Raw genomic sequence first — 16285 nt, 5'->3', positions numbered from 1 at the left:
AGCTAGTCAGCTCAGTTACCGAAGCCGGAATCCGCTGGAAGGGAGATCTCCGGCTTTTCCAGCTCTTCGACGTTGACGTCCTTGAACGTCATGACCCGGACATTCTTCACGAAGCGCGCAGGTCGGTACATGTCCCAGACCCACGCGTCGTGCATCTCCACCTCGAAGTAGACCTCGCCGTCCGAGTTCCGCACGTGCAGGTCGACCTGATTGGCAAGATAGAACCGGCGCTCGGTCTCGACCACGTAGGAGAACTGGCGGACGATATCGCGGTACTCCCGGTAGAGCTGCAGTTCCATCTCGGTCTCGTACTTCTCGAGATCTTCCGCGCTCATCGCACTCCGCCTTCCATGGCCACATCTTCCCCCACCGACGCTGGCGGCCGAGGCTGCTCCCCCAACGCCACGCCGACGGTACCCCCTGGCGGGGTCGTCCGCTTCCTCGACTCATCCCCACCCACCCGCACCGGGCGCCGGGACCGTGGCGGGCGCCCGGCCCGACCGGAGATCGACGCCACGTTCACGTACGAGAAGCGATGCTCCTCGCACGGGCCGTGACGCTCCAGCGCGGCCGTGTGCTCCGGCGTGATGTAGCCCTTGTGCTCGGCGAACCCGTATCCGGGATACCGGCCGTCCAGCTCCACCATGATCCGGTCCCGGGTGACCTTGGCCAGCACGCTCGCGGCGGCGACACAGGCCGCGACCTGGTCACCCTTCCACACGGCGAGCCCCGGCACACCGAGGCCGTCCACCCCGAACCCGTCGGTGAGGACGTACTCCGGTCGGGTGGACAGCGACGCCAGCGCCCGGCGCATCGCCGCCAGGTTGCAGACGTGCAGCCCGCGCGCGTCGACCTCGTCGGCCGGGATGACCACCACGGCGTACGCCAGGGCCTGGTCGACCACGGCCCGGTAGACGCGTTCGCGGGCGGCCGGGGTGAGCAGCTTCGAGTCGGCCAGCTCGTCGATCTCGCCGCGGCGCCCCTCGGGCAGTATCGCCGCGGCGGCCACCAGCGGGCCCGCACAGGCGCCCCTGCCGGCCTCGTCCGCCCCGGCGACGTGACGGAAGCCCCGCCGCTGCAGGGCTCGCTCCAGCGCGTACAGGCCGCCCTCGCGGCGGACCACGGTGCGCGGCGGGGTCAGCACTACCGCTCACCGCCCAGCAGGCGGCCCAGCAGGGCGGGCAGCTCGGTCGGATAGAACCGGTCGGCGGTGGCCTCGAGCTCGGCCACCGACCACCACCGGTGCTCATCGATGCTGTCCCGCTCGATCTGGTCGAAACCGGCCGTGTCCACCTCGAAGGCCAGCTCGGCCGGCACCCGGACCAGGAAGAACTCCTGTTCCTGGCGGTACCACCGGCCGCCGAACGGGAACTCGGTGACCTCCTGCCAGACCGGCTCGCCGACCTGGTCCGCGCTCAGCCGCAACCCGGTCTCCTCGGCCAGTTCGCGGACCGCGCCGTCGGCCGGGGACTCACCGGGGTCCAGACCGCCACCGGGGGTGAACCAGTAACGGTGGTCCGGCCGCGCCGGATCCCACCCCCGGAACAGCAGCACCCGGTCGGCGCCGTCGAGCAGCAGCACCCTGGCTGCCCGGCGAGGGGTGAAGACGGTCACCGGCTCAGCCTAGACGCGCCCGGTCCGCCCGAATACGGGCGGCCGGGGCGGAAGACGACGGATCGGGGACCGCACGGTCGGGTGTTACGAATTGGGGACCCCGTCGTACGAGTCCGGCACCGACAGCCACTTGGCCCGGTCCAGCGGCCAGAAGACGGTGAAGGCCCGCCCGACCACGGAGTCCACGGGGATGGTGGCCAGGTTGATGTCCCCGTCGGGATTACCGGCCTTGGACTGCTCCCAGTGCTCCAGCGAGTCGCCGGAGGCCGACCGGTGGTCGCCCATCACCCAGAGCCGCCCCTTCGGCACGGTGATGTCGAACTCCTCGTCGGCGGCCGGGTCCCGGACCCCGTTCTCGGTGAAGATGTACGGCTCGTCCAGCGAGTGCCCGTTGATCATCAGCCGGTCCTGCGGGTCGCAGCAGACGATGTGGTCGCCGCCGACGCCGATGACCCGCTTGATGAAGTCCTCGCCGTCGGGGTTGTTGCTCCACTCGAACGGCGCCCGGAAGACCAGGACCTCGCCCCGGTGCGGCTCGCGGAAGTCGTAGACCAGCTTGTTGACGAGCACCCGGTCGTTGATGTCCAGGGTGTGCTGCATCGACGGTGAGGGGATGTAGAAGGTCTGCAGCACGAATGCCCGGACCAGGACCGCGACCAGCACGGCCACGCCCAGCAGGATCGGAAGTTCCCGCCAGAAGGAATTACGCGGCTTCGGCTTGTCGGTCTGCTCGTCAATCACGGGTGGAGCCTACGATGCCGAGCTGGGAGCCAACGCCGGGAACTCGCGGAAATGAACAACGGCCCCAGAATCGGCAGCACGACCGCAAGTCCGGCACCGCCGTCCGATGTGACCGGGGTACGCGTTCCGGCCGGCGCGGCGACGACCTCCGGCAGCTTCTCGAAGGTCTCCGGCACCGACAGCGAGTCCCAGCGGGCGTACGGCCAGACGACCACGAAGGCCCGGCCGATCACGTTGTCGATCGGCACCGGGCCCTGGCACCGGGCGTCCTGGGAGACGAGTCGGTGGTCACCCATCACGAAAAGCTGGCCCGCCGGGACCACCACCTCGTCGAACCGTCGGGAGCGGCACTCCCGGGGGTCGGGCGGGATGTCCAGGGGCGAGTCCTGCAACACGTAGGTCTCGTCGAGCGGTACGTCGTTGACGGTCACCCGGCCCTGCTCGTCACAGCACTTCACCCGGTCGCCGGGAACCCCGACCACCCGCTTGATGAAGTCCTTCTCACCGGGGCGGCTCACCCCGACCAGATCCCCGACGGTCCGTCCCAGCTTGCCGACAAAACCCGGCTCGGGTTCGTCGCTCTGCTGTGGTGCCCAGCGGTCGGTGCCCCGGAACACGACAACCTCGCCCCGGACCGGGTCACGCATGTCGTAGACGACCTTGTTGACCAGCACCCGATCGCCGATCAGCAGGGTGTCCTCCATGGACCCGGAGGGGATGAAGAACGCCTGGAGCAGGAAACTGCGGATCAGTACGGCAAGGCAGAAGGCAACCACGAGGAGCAGCGGCAGTTCCTGCCAGAGTGGCATCTGCTTGCGGGCACGGCGGACCCGTCGGCGCCAGGGCTCGACGTCGTCCTGTTCATCCACGCTACGTACCACGCAACTCCCCGGTCCCGAGATACAGCACTACCGCCCGGTCGAGCCGAAGTCGGCCCCGGGCGGTAGTGCGGACGCGTCCCGCCCCACGACAACCGTCGCGGTCAGACGTTGCGCTTCTGCCCGTGCCGGCCAGCGTAGTCCCCACCGGCCAGGACGGCACGCCCCCACGACCGGGGGCGATGCCGGACCGGGTCAGCTGGACTGCTTCTCGCGCTTCTCCTTGATCTTCGCCTTCTTGCCGCGAAGCTCACGGAGGTAGTAGAGCTTGGCCCGGCGTACGTCACCGCGGGTCACGACCTCGATCCGGTCCAGCGCCGGGCTGTTGATCGGGTAGGTCCGCTCCACGCCGACGCCGAAGCTGACCTTGCGGACGGAGAAGGTCTCCTGCAGGCCACCGCCCTGGCGGCGGATGACCACGCCCTGGAAGATCTGGACGCGGGAACGGTTGCCCTCGATGACTCGGGCGTGCACCTTGACGGTGTCACCGGCGCGGAAGGCTGGGGTGTCGGTCCGCTGCGACTGGGCGTCAAGGGCGTCCAGGGTGTTCATCGCTGCATCCTCGTAAGGCTCACGGCGCACCGGGGTCGGCGCGCGGATTGGGTGATACTGATCCCCGCACGAACCGGAGATCCTCGTAGCCGCCCGCGGCGCGGGTGACCACGGCAACCCCCCTACTTTGCCATATCGGCGGGCGGCACCTGAAATCCGGCTCCGCGCAGGGTGGCCACGTCACGTTTGTCCAGTTGCTCGGGCGGCAGTACGGCCAGCAGGTCCGGTCGGCGGTCGGCCGTACGGAGCAGGGCCTCGTCGCGCCGCCAGCGGGCGATCCGGCCGTGGTCACCGGAGCGCAGGATCTCCGGTACGTCCTGCTCCCGCCAGCTCGGCGGCTTGGTGTAGACCGGCGCCTCCAGCAGCCCGTGCGCGTGCGACTCCTCGTCCAGGGAGTTCGCGTTGCCGAGGACGCCGGGCAGCAACCGGGTGATCGCCTCCAGCATCACGATCACCGCCACCTCGCCGCCGAAGAGCACGTAGTCGCCGAGCGAGACCTCGGTGACCGGCATCCGGGTCTCGGCGTGTGCCAGCACCCGTTGGTCGATGCCCTCGTACCGGCCACAGGCGAAGATCAGGTGCGGTTCGGCGGCCAGCTCGTGGGCGAGGGCCTGGGTGAACGGCACCCCGGCCGGGCTCGGCACCAGCAGTCGCGGCGGGGGCGTGTCACCGGCCGGGACCAGGGCGTCGAGCGCCTCACCCCACGGCTCCGGCCGCATGACCATGCCCGGACCGCCGCCGTACGGTGTGTCGTCGACGGTCCGGTGCACGTCGTGCGTCCAGGTGCGCAGATCGTGTACGCCCAGTTCGAGCACCCCACCCGCCCGCGCCTTGCCGATCAGGGAGAGATCCAGGGGCGAGAAGTACTCGGGGAAGATGGAAACGACGTCGACGCGCATGCCACTCACACTCAGCTCGGGGGACCAACCGGTCGGGAACTCGGAAGACCGACCGGTCAGAGGTCGAAGAGGCCAGCGGGAGCGTCGACCACCACCCGGCCGGCGGCCAGGTCCACCTCGGGCACGATCGCCTTGACGAACGGCACCAGCGCGACCCCACCCTCGGGTCGACGCAGTACCAGCAGGTCGGAGGCGGGCGCGTGGTCGATCCGGGTCACCTCGCCGAGCGCTTCACCGGTCGGGCTGACCGCGGCGAGGCCGACCAACTGGTGGTCGTTGAACTCGTCCGGGTCGCTCGGCGGGGGCACGTCGGCGCTGTCCACCCAGAGCAGGGTGCCGCGCAGCACCTCGGCGAGATCCCGGTCGTAGAAGCCCTCGAAGAGGACCAGGGGACGGCCCTGGTGCCAGCGGACCGTCTCGATGGTCAGCGACTCCGGCACCCGTACCGGCTCGCCCTGGTCGGTCACCGGTGCCGGGCCGACGGGGACGGGTGCGTTGGCAGGTGCTGTCGGGTCGGCGCGAAACACCGACCCGACAGCGAACCGTGCCTCGGGTTCGTCGGTCCGCACCTCCACGGTTACCTCACCGTGGACACCGTGCGGCCGCCCGATCCGGCCAACGATCAGGAGCATCAGTACGAGTCGACGATGTCGACCCGGACCCCACGGCCACCGATCGAGCCGATGACCTGGCGCAGCGCCTTGGCGGTACGACCGGACCGGCCGATCACCGTGCCGAGGTCCTCGGGGTGCACCCGTACCTCAAGCCGCTTGCCCCGGCGCGAGTCGACCAGCCGGACGCGAACGTCGTCCGGGTGGTCGACAATGCCCTTGACCAGGTGCTCCAGTGCCGGCCGGATAGCCACGTCAGGCCTGCTCGCCGGAGGCGGCACCAGTCTGCTCCTCGGTCTTCGCCGGCTCCGCGGCCGGAGCGGCCTCGGCGGCGGGCGCAGCCTCGGCCGGAGCGGCCTTGGCGGCCTTCTTGGCCGGCTTGGCGGCCGGCGCGTCGGCAACACCGGCGGCGGCCTTGGACTCGGCCTCGTAGATCGCGAGCCGGTCGGCCGGGGCGTCCTTCACCAGCAGCGGCGGGGGCGCCGGGAGGCCCTTGAACTGCTGCCAGTCGCCGGTCTTCTCCAGCAGACGCTGGACAGCCTCGCTCGGCTGCGCGCCGACGGACAGCCAGTACTGGACCCGCTCCGACTTGACCTGGATGATCGACGGGTGTTCCTTCGGCTGGTAGATGCCGACGAACTCGATGGCGCGACCGTCCCGCTTGGTACGCGAGTCGGCGACGACGATGCGGTATTGCGGGTTGCGGATCTTACCCATCCGCAGGAGCCGGATCTTTACGGCCACAGTCTGTTCGCTCCTGTTGCGATTCTCACCAGCCCGGAAGGGCGGTGGGCGGGTGAGCGCCAACCGGCACAGTGGGGTTTGGGCCGGAGACAACTCGGTGGACTGGCAACACGCCCGGGTTAGAGGGCGCCGAACGCGTGCCGGATACCAGCGACCCATTGTGCCAGACCCGGTACGGATATCTCACCTCGGACCCGGTCAACCTGGCCATTCGCCATGATTGTCCGATTCGTCGCTCTCACGACGCCTCCCCGTCCGCGTCGTCCCCGATCATCCCGGAGTACCACCCGTGCCGGACCACCGGCCCCTCGGCCAGCCGGTGCAGCAGGTCGCGGGCGGGCCCGTCGGGCACCCGGTCGAGCGCCCGGCGGGCCTGCCGGGCGTGCTCGTCGACCAGCCGGGCCAGCTCGGTCAGCTCGGCCGGGAAGCCCTCCAACGACGGCACGGCGACGCCGCGCGGTCCCCCGAGGCTCCCCCGAAGCTCGCCACCCGTCGGCCCCGGCTCGCCACCCGCCGGCCGTGGCTGCCGACCGGCCGCCCGCAGTTCGTCGGCCAGTGCGTAGCTCACCCCCAGGTGCCGCCCGTAGCGGGCCAGCGCGTCGACCACCGGCGGACCGGCCCCGCCGAGCCGCCCGCCCAACCGGCAGGGCAGCTCGAACGTGGTGGCCATCCGGGCGGTGAGCAGCTCCACCCGCGCCGACCAGTCGACCCCGGCCACCGATCCCACCCCGGTCGTGGGCGACAGACCGGCCAGCGGTGGGGCGGCGTCGGCGGTACGGAGTTCCCGGGCCCGGCCCTCGCAGTTCGCGGTCAGCGCGTCGGCGAACTCCGTCACCACCGCCGCCCCGCCCTGGGCTGCCAACTCGTACGCGCGGGCGAGCAGGTAGTCGGCGAGCAGGACGGCGAACCGGCTCCCCCACGGCACCGGTCCCGTTCCGCCGTCCCGACCACCGGCCGGGCCACCGGCGCTCGGGGCGGCGCGGGGCGACGGAACCCACGGGCCGGAGTTGCGGGAGGGGGCGCCACGGGGTTTCGGGAGGCCGGGGGAAGGCCGGGCGGGCGAGGCGCCGGCACCGTCCATCGCCAGGCCGGCGAGCAGGCCGAGATCCACCGCCGCCGCCAGCGCGTGGCTGACCGGGTTGCGACGGCCGCCGACGTACGCGGCGGCGAGCAGGAGCACCGCCGGGCGGATCGAGACCGCCGCCGGGTCCCTGTCGACCGCGAGCAGTCGGACGAACATCGGCCAGTCCTCGCGTACGCAACCGGCCAGCAGTTCGGCCACGGCGGTGAGGTCCCGCCGCAGTGCTCGGCCCAGGCCGGGATCGAGCGGTGGGAGCGGCCTGAGGACCTGTTCGGCACGGACGCCGTCGGGATGCAGCGCCAACCACCGGCACAGGGTGAAGATCGGCCGGTCGTCGTCGAAGGTCGACTCCAGCATCCGCCAGGTGAGCAGGTAACGGCGTGCCGCGTGGCGGCCGGACTCGAAGTAATTGGCGTGCCGGGCGCCCAGCTCGCGGGCGTACGGGGTGGGGTCGACCGGTGCGTCGGCGGACTCGTGCAGCGCCGCGTCGATCTTGGCGGCGGCCAGCGTCCCGGACTCCAGCGCGAAGCTGATCCCCTCGCCCGTGAACGGGCTCACCAGCCCGGCGGCGTCGCCGACCAGCAGCAGCCCCGGCACCCCGCAACGGGCCGGGTCGAAGTCGAGCCGCAGCGGCGCCCCGCTCATCCGGCCCACCGGACGGGCCCGCCGGAACCGGGGGTCGGTCGCGACCAGGTCGGTCACGAACCGGTCGTACAGGCTGCGGACACTGTCCCGGTGGGACGGGTCGAACAGGCCGACCCCGACGTTCACCACCCCGCCGCCGACCGGGAAGACCCAGCCGTACGAGGGCAGCAGGTGCCGTTCGGTCACGTCGAACATGGGCATATGGATCTCCAGCAGCGGGTCGAGTCCGACCACGCCGGTGAGATAACCACGGGCGGCGAAACCGGTCTGGTCCGCCGCGCCCGTACGGAGTCCGGCCTGCCGGCCCAGCCCGGAGGACGCCCCGTCGGCGGCGACCACCACCGGAGCCCGGACCGCCATCCGCCGCCCCTCCCGTTCGATCTCCACCCCGCGTACGGCACCCGGCTCGCCCAGCAGGTAGGTCGCGCGGGCGTCGGACCAGAGCGTCGCGCCGGCCCGGACCGCCGAGTGGCAGAGCTTCGCGTCGAGTTCCAGCCGGGGCACCACCATCCCGTACGCGAGCGGCCCGTCCCCGTCGTACCGGAAGTCCCGGCTGCCCCGGCCCCGCATCCGGACCCGGACCCCGACCACCCTGGCCGCCCCGTCCAGTTCCGCCAGCACCCCCATATCGGCCAGCAGCCGCACCGCGGCCCGGGTCAGCCCGTCCCCGCAGCTCTTCTCCCGGGGGAAGCCGCGCCGGTCCACCAGCAGCACCTGCCGACCCCGCCTGGCCAGGTGGTACGCGGTCGCCGACCCGGCCGGTCCGGCGCCGACCACCACCGCGTCGAGCCGGACCGGGCCGATCTCCCCGGCCATCTCAACCGGCCCGGGCGACGGCATGGTCGGCCAGCCGCCACAGCGACTCCCGGGCCGGTCCGGCTGGCAGCCCGGCGAGGTGGCTCCGGGCACGGGCGGCGAGTTCGCGGGCCTCGCCGAGGACCTGGTCCACCACCCCGGACCGGAGCACCAGGTTGCGTACCTCGGCCAGTTGGGCGGCACCCGGTTCGAGCACACCGAGCAGTTCCCGTACCCGTAGCGCGGCCGGTGTGCCACGGGCCAGCAACCGGAGTACGGACAGCGTGTAGACACCCTCCCGGACGTCGCCGAGCGGGTACTTGCCCAGCCGCTCGGCGCTGCCCCAGACGTCCAGGGCGTCGTCGGCGAGTTGGAACGCGACGCCCAGGTCGTGGCCGTAACGGGACAGGGCGGTGACGATCCGGTCCGGGGCACCCGCCAGCCGGGCACCCAGCCGGCACGGAAGTTCGAACAGGGTGGCGGTCTTACCGGCGATGATCTCCAGGTACTCGGCCTCGGTCAGGCCGGTGTGGAAGGCGTTCTCGGTCTCCCGGAGCTGACCGGTGCAGAGTTCCACCAGCGCCCGCGCGGTCTCCCGGCCGTAGCCGTCGTCGAAGGTGGCGATCAGCGCGCTCGCCCGTGCCACCAGGAACGTGCCGGTGACCAGGGCGTTCGAGTCACCCCACTGGGCGTTCACGCTCGGCCCGTGCCGACGGGTGACGGCCCGGTCGAGCACGTCGTCGTGGTACAGCGTGGCCAGGTGGAGCAGTTCCAGGGCGGCGGCGGCGTCCAGTAACCGGTCCGGCCGGAAGGTGCCGAACTCCCCCGCGACCAGCAGCAACGCCGGCCGGATCCGTTTGCCGCCCCGGTCGAGCAGGGCGGTGGCCATCGTCCACAGGCCGGGGTCCCGCGACGCCACCGCGTCCTTCATCCGCCGGTCCAGGTCGGCCAGGGCGGTACGGGTACGCGCACTGGTCAGCCACCGGTCGTCCACCGTCGCCGCACCGACCACCGTCATCACCTTCCTCGACTCAACCACGCCAGCCCCTTCCGATCGGACCCGTTGCCGCCGGGGTGCCGGCGCCGCCGGCCGGCGGGCGGGGACCGGGCGGTACGGGTGTTTCGAGCACCACCCGGCAGCGGACCAGGAACGCCTCCACCCCGCGACCGTCGATCCGGACCGCGACGATGCCCGGTCCGGTCAGCACCGCGACTCCCGGCAGCGCCGGACTGGCCGGGGGCACCTGCGCCCGGTCCCGGATGTTGCCGGCCGCGTCGACCGCGATCAGCGACAGCGGGCGGCCACCGGCGTTGAGCAGGGTGAGCGTGACCCGCTCCGCCGGACGCGGCAGCCGGAGCACCAGGCCGAGGCCGAGGCGCAGCGCCGTACCGGTGGCCGGCGGGTCCAACGGCACGACCGACCGGGCACCGCCGTCGGGTGTACGCAGGCCGAAGCCCTGCTCGGTCCACTCCGGCGGGAACTGGACACCCCGTTCCCGGTCACCGAAGTCGAGCGTGACCTCGGTCGGCGGCGGCGGGGCCGGCGGGCAGTACGGCTGCGCCGCGAGCAGCTCCACGTCGTCGAACCAGACCCGCTCCACACCCGGAGCCGGATCCCGCCCGTCCGGCCGGTACGCCTCCAGGAAAACCGTGATCGCGGCGGAACGGGCGGTGACCCGTACGGTCAGCGGGCTCCACCGCTCGGACGCCGTACCGTCGCTCCACACGATGGTGTCGGCGCCCGGGTCGTGGCCACCGGCCGGGTCGACGCCGAGCCGGGCCGTACCCGGCCGGGCCTGGTCCAGGTCGTACCAGGCGGTGAGCTGGTACAACCAGTCCGGGTTGGCGCCGATCCGCTGGTACACCCCGACCCGTTCACGGGCGGCGGCCTGGAGCCCCTGGGCACGGCGTCCACCGTGGACGACGACGTTGCTCGCGGTGTGCCGGGGCGCGGTGTCGGTCGCCGCCGACGCGCACAGGTACGGCTCCCAGCCGATCGCCACCGCCCCGGTGCCGCGCTGGGTGAACCCGTCCTCGAAGTGCCGGTTGACCACGTCGACCGCCCGGATCACCACCTCGTCGCTGCCCGTACCGCCGTCGTCGTCGGCAACCGTGCAGCGGGCCAGGAAGGTGCCCCGGTCCGGGTACCGGTGCGCGGCGACCGCGTTCCCCCTGCTCGCCGGGGACCGGTGGACCTCGGTCACCACCGCCGGGATCGGGGTGGCGCAGTCACCGAACGCCCAGGTCGCGGTGTGGGTGTCGCACCACCCCGGATCGCTGAACGTGGCGGTGAGGGTGAGGACCGTGCTCGGGTACGTGAACAGGTCCGGCCCGGCGTCCACGGTCGGTGGCACGTTCCGTACGGTCACCAGCCGGGAGTCGGTGGCCATCCCCCCGTTGCGGTCCCGGACCCGGAGGGTCACCTCGTAGACCCCGTTGTCGGACCAGGCGTGCCGTACGGTGCTGGTCCCCTCCGACCGGGGCTGTCTGCTCGTCTGGACCACCGTGCCCGGCTCGGTCCCCGACGCGTCACCGAAGTTCCAGGTGGTTTCGTGCGAGTCGGTCCAGTCCGGGTCGGAGAACCGGCCCACGAGCGTGACGAGTGCACCCTCGTCGACCACCAGGTCGGGGCCGGCGTCGACGATCGGCGGCACGTTCGCCACGTACACCAGGGCGAAGCTCCGGCTGGTGGCGCCGCCGGGTTCGGTGATCGTGAGGGAGTGTTCGGCCAGGTAGACGCCGCAGGCGGAGTAGCTGTGGGTGAGGTCGCGGGTCGCCGCCGCCGGGCTGCCGTCGCCGGGCGACCAGGTGTACCCGGCGGCCGGGGCGGTGTGCCCGGCGGTCAGGGTCAGCGCGGATCCGGCGGTCCCGGTGTACGAGCCGCCGCTGCGGGCGGCGAGCACCGGGGTCTGCGGGTGGGGGCCGAGCACCTCCAGGGTCCCGGCGAGGACCAGCCCGTCGGCGGCGATCGTGATCGGGTCGTGGAAGACGGCCCGGACCCGGCCGATCCGGGCGAGTTCGGGAGGCCAGCCGGTGAGTCCCCGGAGCACACCGGTGACCGGGTCGGCCCGGGTCGAACTGCCGATGCCGGCGGCGACACCGCTGACCACGGCGGCCACCACCACGATGACGATCCCGACCAGGATGCTGCCCGCCCCCCAGCTCACCACCGCGAGGATGAGCGCCACCAGCCAGAACGCGGTCGACTCCGCCGGGTCGATGTCGGGGTCACCGACCACCTGGTACTCCATCGCCTGGATCCCGTCCGCGTCGAGCACCCCGTCGGGATGCCAGCGCAGGCCCGCGTCGGCCCGGAAGGTGGCGTCCACGTCGATGCTGCCGAGGACCGCGTCGACCACGGTCAGCGCACCGGTCATCCGGATCGCCCCGTCGACCAGCTCGACGTCGAGCTCGCGTACGTCGGCGCGGCTGCCGTCCCGATCGACCCGGCGGGGCAGGTCCGCTGCGGCCCAGCCGTTGCCGGCGCGGGCGGCCTCGATCCCGGCCCGGACGACCGGTCCGGCCAGCGCGATCGCGAACTCCCGGCCGGCCGGGACCAGTGGGCCGATCGCCCCGATGTCCGCACCGGGGGCGGCGTTGACCGCGATGACGAGCGAGTCGGAACGCGCCCGGGTGGCGACGTCCCGCGCCTCGAACCGTTCGCCACCGGCCTGCGGGGTCCAGAGCGCCAGGTAACCGCGGGCGGCCAGGTCGGTGTGGAACAGGTCGCCGATCAACGCGGCGAGCTGCGCGGCGGTCGGCACCGGCACCGTACGCGGCCCGAAGCCCTGGACCAGGTCCGCGCCGTGGCGGCCGAGCCGGGTACGGAGGGTGTTTTCGAGGAGTCCGAACAGGCTGCCGTTGTTCACGGTGTAGTTCGTGCCCTCCAGCCCCGGCGCCGGGGCGATCGGTCCGACGGTCACCACCGCCGTGTCGAACCGCACCGTGTACGCCCCCGGCGGTGCCTCCAACTCGGCGAGGATCTCCACCCGTGCCTCGATCCCCATCGGATCGGCCAGTTCGGGCGCCGGTCCGTCCCCGATCAGGTCGAACATCCGCAGGTAGGTCGGGAGGCTGATCCGCACGTGTCCGGGGTCGGGTCGGCTCACCTCGATCCGGTAGCCGGGCTGGCCCTGGTCGTCGTACAACTCCAGGTGGGTGTCGACGGTGTAGTTGTTGCCGCCGAAGGAGAGCGCCTGCCCGGACTCGTCCCGCTCGTGCGGGATGGTCGGCACACCGGGGTGGACAATCCCGCCCGGTCCCCCGTTGCCGTACGCGAGGTGCAGGTACTCGGCGAGGAGCTGGTCGAGTTTTCCGCCGACCGGATCACCGGCGACCACCACGTCGACCGCGGTACGGGGCAGCCCGTCGAACCGGATGCCGACGTCGAGGGAACCCGGCAGCGGCTCGATCGGCACCTCGACCCGTACGGTGGCGGTCAGGTCGAGCAACCGGGCGGACGGAACCGGCGGGTCGGCGAGGGTCACCTGGACGATCGCGCCGAAGACGAGCCGGCAGCCGTCGATCTCGGGCACCAGTTCGGCGTCGAGGTGCTGCTGCGGGATCTCCAGTTGCCCGCCGGAGGTGGTCCGGCCGCCGAGCTCGAGCCCGGCCGGGATCGGCACGTACGCGGGGACCGTGCCGGTGTCGCCGCACCCGGCGGACTGCCAGGCTCCGCGCAGCGCCTTGCGCAGGACCGATGGCGTCGCCGCGATCACGACGTCGAACCCGTGGGTGTCGGCCATGGTCCTCCCTTCGCACTACAGGTCGGCGGTCGGTGGGGTGCCCCGCCGCAGCCGTGCGGCCACGACGGTCACCGGCGGTGTCCGCTCGCCGTCGAGCAGCGCGACGAAGATCCGTTCGGGTGCGAACCGGGGCCGGGCGGCCGAGATCCGCCGGTAGTCGAGCAGCGGCGGCAGCACCGGATGCTGGTCGCGCAGACGCCGGAGCGGGTCCGGGCCGGCGCCACCGGGTCGCCAGCGCGGCGGTCTGGTGTCCAGCACCGGCCCCGGTGCCACGGCGACGATGCCGACTTCGACGAGGAGCCGCCGTACGTCCTCGGCGTCGTCCGGGTCGACCGCCCGGCCGGCCAGTCCGGCGACCTCCCGACGCAGGTCGGCGAGGCGGCCGGCGGCGCCGGGGCCCAACCTGAGCTGGTCGGCGAGGGCGGGCCTGATCTCGGGGTCGATGCTGTAGTCCAGCCGCTCGATGGCGAGCAGCGGGTTGGCCGCAGCGGCGCGGCCCAGCCGGGGGTCGGCATTGACCCGGGCGAGGATCTCGGCCGCGCGTGCCTGCAGGTCTGCCCAGGAGGTGATCTGGTCGGCCACGGGGACCTCCCACCAGGGGAACGACTTGCCCGGAGCCTAGGGCCCTGACCTGCGGTTTTACGGCTTCTGTCAGGAGGGCGACACTCTTGGTAGCGCCATTTTGTCCGGACTCGCCGGTCGGTTCGGTGCGGAGCTGCGGGAGCTGTCGCAGACCCCGCCGGGCGCTCAGCGCACCGGAGGCCGGTCCCAACCCGGCGGCAGCGACGCCGGCACCGTCCAACCCGGATCGGGTACGAAGTCGCGCCAGGTTCCGTCGAACGGGAACTCGCCGGCCTCGATCATCCGTACCACCCGCAGTCCTTCGGCCCGTACCGCCGCCTCGTCCGGCACCCAGTAGCCGTCGGGGAAGGCGAGGCGCTCGACGAACTCCTCCTCGTCCTTCCAGCGCCAGGACAGGTCCGGGTCGACCACGATGTCGAGGTCCTGGTCGACCACGTCCACCCCGGCCACCTCGCCGTCGTCCCAGCGCACCCCGTGCTCTTCGAGGTTGACGTACCAGTGGGCGAACCGGTCCTCGGCGTCGCGGAACAACCAGACCGAGTGGTCGGCACCGGTCGGCAGGAACTTCAGCAGCGGCGGACCCGCCCAGACGCCGGTGGCGAGCCGGTAGGAACGGCTCAGCCACTCGGCGAACGGCATCGCCCGCATGCCCCGGCCGTCGTCGGCGACCTCGTGCGCGACCGGCGCACCACGCGCGATCCAGACCAGCAGACCGCGCTCGTCGTCGCTGACCACCCGGGCCGACCGGACCCAACCGATCCGCCCCCGACGCACGTTGCGGTGCATGATCAGCCGGCCGGGGGCGAACCGGGACGCGGACGCCCCGGTCAGCAGGTCGTCGCGGGCACTGGCGGACACCGCAGGATCAGCGGGCCTCAGTAGGAGCGGGCCAGGATGGCGACCAGGTCGGGCTCGTCCTCCGAGTCCGGCACCGAGCCGTCCGCACGAACCAGGCAGCGTACGGTGACGCCCTGCCCGTTCGCCTCGGCCTCGCCCTCGACACCGACCGCGGACCACGGCACCCGGGCCCAGCCGGTGGCCGCCGCCTCGATCGCCTCGGCCAGCGTGCTGACCTCGAAGGTGCGGGACCTGCGCAGTTCGAGGGCCTCGTCGTGCAGGGCCTTCTGGTCGGCGTCGAGCGCGGCGAGCACCGCCGAGACCGCGTCGGCGACCGGGACCGGGGTCTTCGACCCGTCCGTACGCCGGACCACGACCGCGTTACCGGCGGCCAGGTCGCGGGGGCCGACCTCGACCCGTACCGGATAGCCCTTGAGCTCGGCGTCGACGGCCCGGCGGCCGAACGGGGTGTCGACCCGCTCGTCCAGTACGACCCGGACCCCGGCGTCGCGCAACGCGTCGCGGAGCTTCACCGCCGCCTCGCTGACCCCGTCGCCGGCCTTGACCACCATCACGTACGCCTGGATCGGGGCGAGCCGGGGCGGCACCCGGAGCCCGTTGTCGTCACCGTGGGTCATGATCAGGCCACCGAGCATCCGGGTCGAGGTGCCCCAGGAGGTGGTCCAGGCGTGCTGCATGCCCCCGGTCGCGGCGGAGTACGTGATGTCGAACGCCTTGGCGAAGTTCTGCCCGAGCTCGTGGCTGGTGCCGAGCTGGAGCGCCTTGCCGTCGCCCATCATGCCTTCGAGCGTGTACGTGCTGGTCGCACCGGCGAACCGCTCACGCGCGGTCTTCCGCCCGACCACCACCGGGATGGCCAGTACGTTGACCATCATGTCCTCGTACACCTCGTGCAGGATCCGGCGGGCGTAGGCCCGCGCGTCCGCCTCGTCGACGTGCGCGGTGTGCCCCTCCTGCCACAGGAACTCGCTCGTACGCAGGAAGATCCGGGGGCGCAGTTCCCACCGGACCACGTTCGCCCACTGGTTGAGCAGCAGCGGCAGATCCCGGTACGAGTCGACCCACTTGGCCATGAACTCGCCGATCACGGTCTCGCTGGTGGGGCGTACCACGATCGGCTCGGCCAGCGGCTTGCCGCCACCGTGGGTGACCACGGCCAGCTCCGGGGAGAAGCCCTCGACGTGCTCGGCCTCGCGCTTGAGGTAGGACTCCGGGATGAACAGCGGGAAGTAGGCGTTCTCCGCCCCCGCCGCCTTGATCCGGTTGTCCATCTCGGCCTGCATACGCTCCCAGATGGCGTAGCCCGCTGGTCGGATGACCATCGTGCCACGCACCGGGCCGTTGTCGGCGAGCTGCGCTTTGGCGATCAGGTCCTGGTACCAGCGGGGGAAATCCTCCGCACGGGGAGTGAGCACGCGTGCCATGACCGCATATCCTATGCGCCCCCCAGCACCCCCCACCCCACCCCCACCCCCCGACGCCGCCCCACCGCGAAGAGCACGGCGATCTTGCAGTTGTGGCTGTTCACAAATCCGACCAA

At 72.2% G+C, this 16285-nt stretch carries 16 protein-coding genes; all 16 read right to left on the bottom strand.

Annotated elements, in window-relative coordinates; translation table 11 throughout:
- Positions 1–11: 11 nt before the first annotated feature.
- The 16 genes from ACWEFB_RS14015 to proS all read right to left on the bottom strand — a co-directional run bounded on the left by ACWEFB_RS14015 (position 12) and on the right by proS (position 16169).
- Positions 12–335, bottom strand: a complete 324-nt coding sequence (locus tag ACWEFB_RS14015) for a DUF2469 domain-containing protein (protein WP_121158970.1) — start codon at positions 333–335, stop codon at positions 12–14.
- Positions 332–1144, bottom strand: coding sequence for a ribonuclease HII (locus ACWEFB_RS14010; RefSeq protein ID WP_452285420.1), 813 nt, complete (start codon positions 1142–1144; stop codon positions 332–334). Before ACWEFB_RS14010 ends, ACWEFB_RS14015 begins: the two co-directional genes overlap by 4 nt.
- Positions 1144–1614: an NUDIX hydrolase gene (locus ACWEFB_RS14005; protein ID WP_452285418.1), complete on the bottom strand. Its 471-nt coding sequence runs from the start codon at positions 1612–1614 to the stop codon at positions 1144–1146. The genes ACWEFB_RS14010 and ACWEFB_RS14005 overlap by 1 nt, the downstream gene beginning before the upstream one ends.
- A gap of 84 nt (positions 1615–1698) precedes the next feature.
- Positions 1699–2355 carry a signal peptidase I gene (lepB, locus tag ACWEFB_RS14000; protein WP_326560418.1) on the bottom strand — a complete coding sequence of 219 codons (657 nt, stop codon included), beginning with the start codon at positions 2353–2355 and terminating at the stop codon, positions 1699–1701.
- Complete coding sequence (gene lepB, locus ACWEFB_RS13995) at positions 2352–3164, bottom strand: signal peptidase I (protein ID WP_442792134.1); 813 nt, start codon at positions 3162–3164, stop codon at positions 2352–2354. The genes lepB (ACWEFB_RS14000) and lepB (ACWEFB_RS13995) overlap by 4 nt, the downstream gene beginning before the upstream one ends.
- A 264-nt stretch (positions 3165–3428) precedes the next feature.
- Entirely contained in the window at positions 3429–3785 is a 357-nt protein-coding gene (gene rplS / locus ACWEFB_RS13990; RefSeq protein WP_326560420.1) for a 50S ribosomal protein L19, read from the bottom strand.
- A gap of 122 nt (positions 3786–3907) precedes the next feature.
- Complete coding sequence (gene trmD / locus ACWEFB_RS13985) at positions 3908–4684, bottom strand: tRNA (guanosine(37)-N1)-methyltransferase TrmD (protein WP_452285416.1); 777 nt, start codon at positions 4682–4684, stop codon at positions 3908–3910.
- Between the two features lie 56 nt (positions 4685–4740).
- Positions 4741–5316 (bottom strand): ribosome maturation factor RimM, encoded by a 576-nt coding sequence (gene rimM, locus ACWEFB_RS13980; RefSeq protein WP_452285414.1) that lies wholly within the window; start codon positions 5314–5316, stop codon positions 4741–4743.
- A complete protein-coding gene (locus tag ACWEFB_RS13975; protein WP_326560423.1) occupies positions 5316–5576 on the bottom strand; it encodes an RNA-binding protein in 261 nt (86 codons plus the stop codon). Before ACWEFB_RS13975 ends, rimM begins: the two co-directional genes overlap by 1 nt.
- Positions 5551–6039, bottom strand: a complete 489-nt coding sequence (gene rpsP, locus ACWEFB_RS13970; RefSeq protein ID WP_452285412.1) for a 30S ribosomal protein S16 — start codon at positions 6037–6039, stop codon at positions 5551–5553. Before rpsP ends, ACWEFB_RS13975 begins: the two co-directional genes overlap by 26 nt.
- A gap of 238 nt (positions 6040–6277) precedes the next feature.
- Positions 6278–8581, bottom strand: a complete 2304-nt coding sequence (locus ACWEFB_RS13965) for a geranylgeranyl reductase family protein (protein ID WP_452285410.1) — start codon at positions 8579–8581, stop codon at positions 6278–6280.
- A gap of 1 nt (position 8582) precedes the next feature.
- Positions 8583–9599, bottom strand: a complete 1017-nt coding sequence (locus ACWEFB_RS13960) for a polyprenyl synthetase family protein (protein WP_452285408.1) — start codon at positions 9597–9599, stop codon at positions 8583–8585.
- The gene (locus ACWEFB_RS13955; protein WP_452285406.1) at positions 9592–13305 is read right to left on the bottom strand and encodes a PKD domain-containing protein; all 3714 of its coding nucleotides are present in this window, start codon (positions 13303–13305) and stop codon (positions 9592–9594) included. The genes ACWEFB_RS13960 and ACWEFB_RS13955 overlap by 8 nt, the downstream gene beginning before the upstream one ends.
- A 15-nt stretch (positions 13306–13320) precedes the next feature.
- Positions 13321–13887 carry a hypothetical protein gene (locus ACWEFB_RS13950; RefSeq protein ID WP_452285405.1) on the bottom strand — a complete coding sequence of 189 codons (567 nt, stop codon included), beginning with the start codon at positions 13885–13887 and terminating at the stop codon, positions 13321–13323.
- A gap of 165 nt (positions 13888–14052) precedes the next feature.
- Positions 14053–14673 carry a DUF402 domain-containing protein gene (locus ACWEFB_RS13945; protein WP_452285657.1) on the bottom strand — a complete coding sequence of 207 codons (621 nt, stop codon included), beginning with the start codon at positions 14671–14673 and terminating at the stop codon, positions 14053–14055.
- 89 nt (positions 14674–14762) lie between these two features.
- The gene (gene proS / locus ACWEFB_RS13940; RefSeq protein WP_452285403.1) at positions 14763–16169 is read right to left on the bottom strand and encodes a proline--tRNA ligase; all 1407 of its coding nucleotides are present in this window, start codon (positions 16167–16169) and stop codon (positions 14763–14765) included.
- Positions 16170–16285: the final 116 nt, after the last annotated feature.

This window comes from Micromonospora sp. NPDC004704 (assembly GCF_053601675.1).
This window is presented reverse-complemented; position numbering and strand designations above follow the sequence as displayed.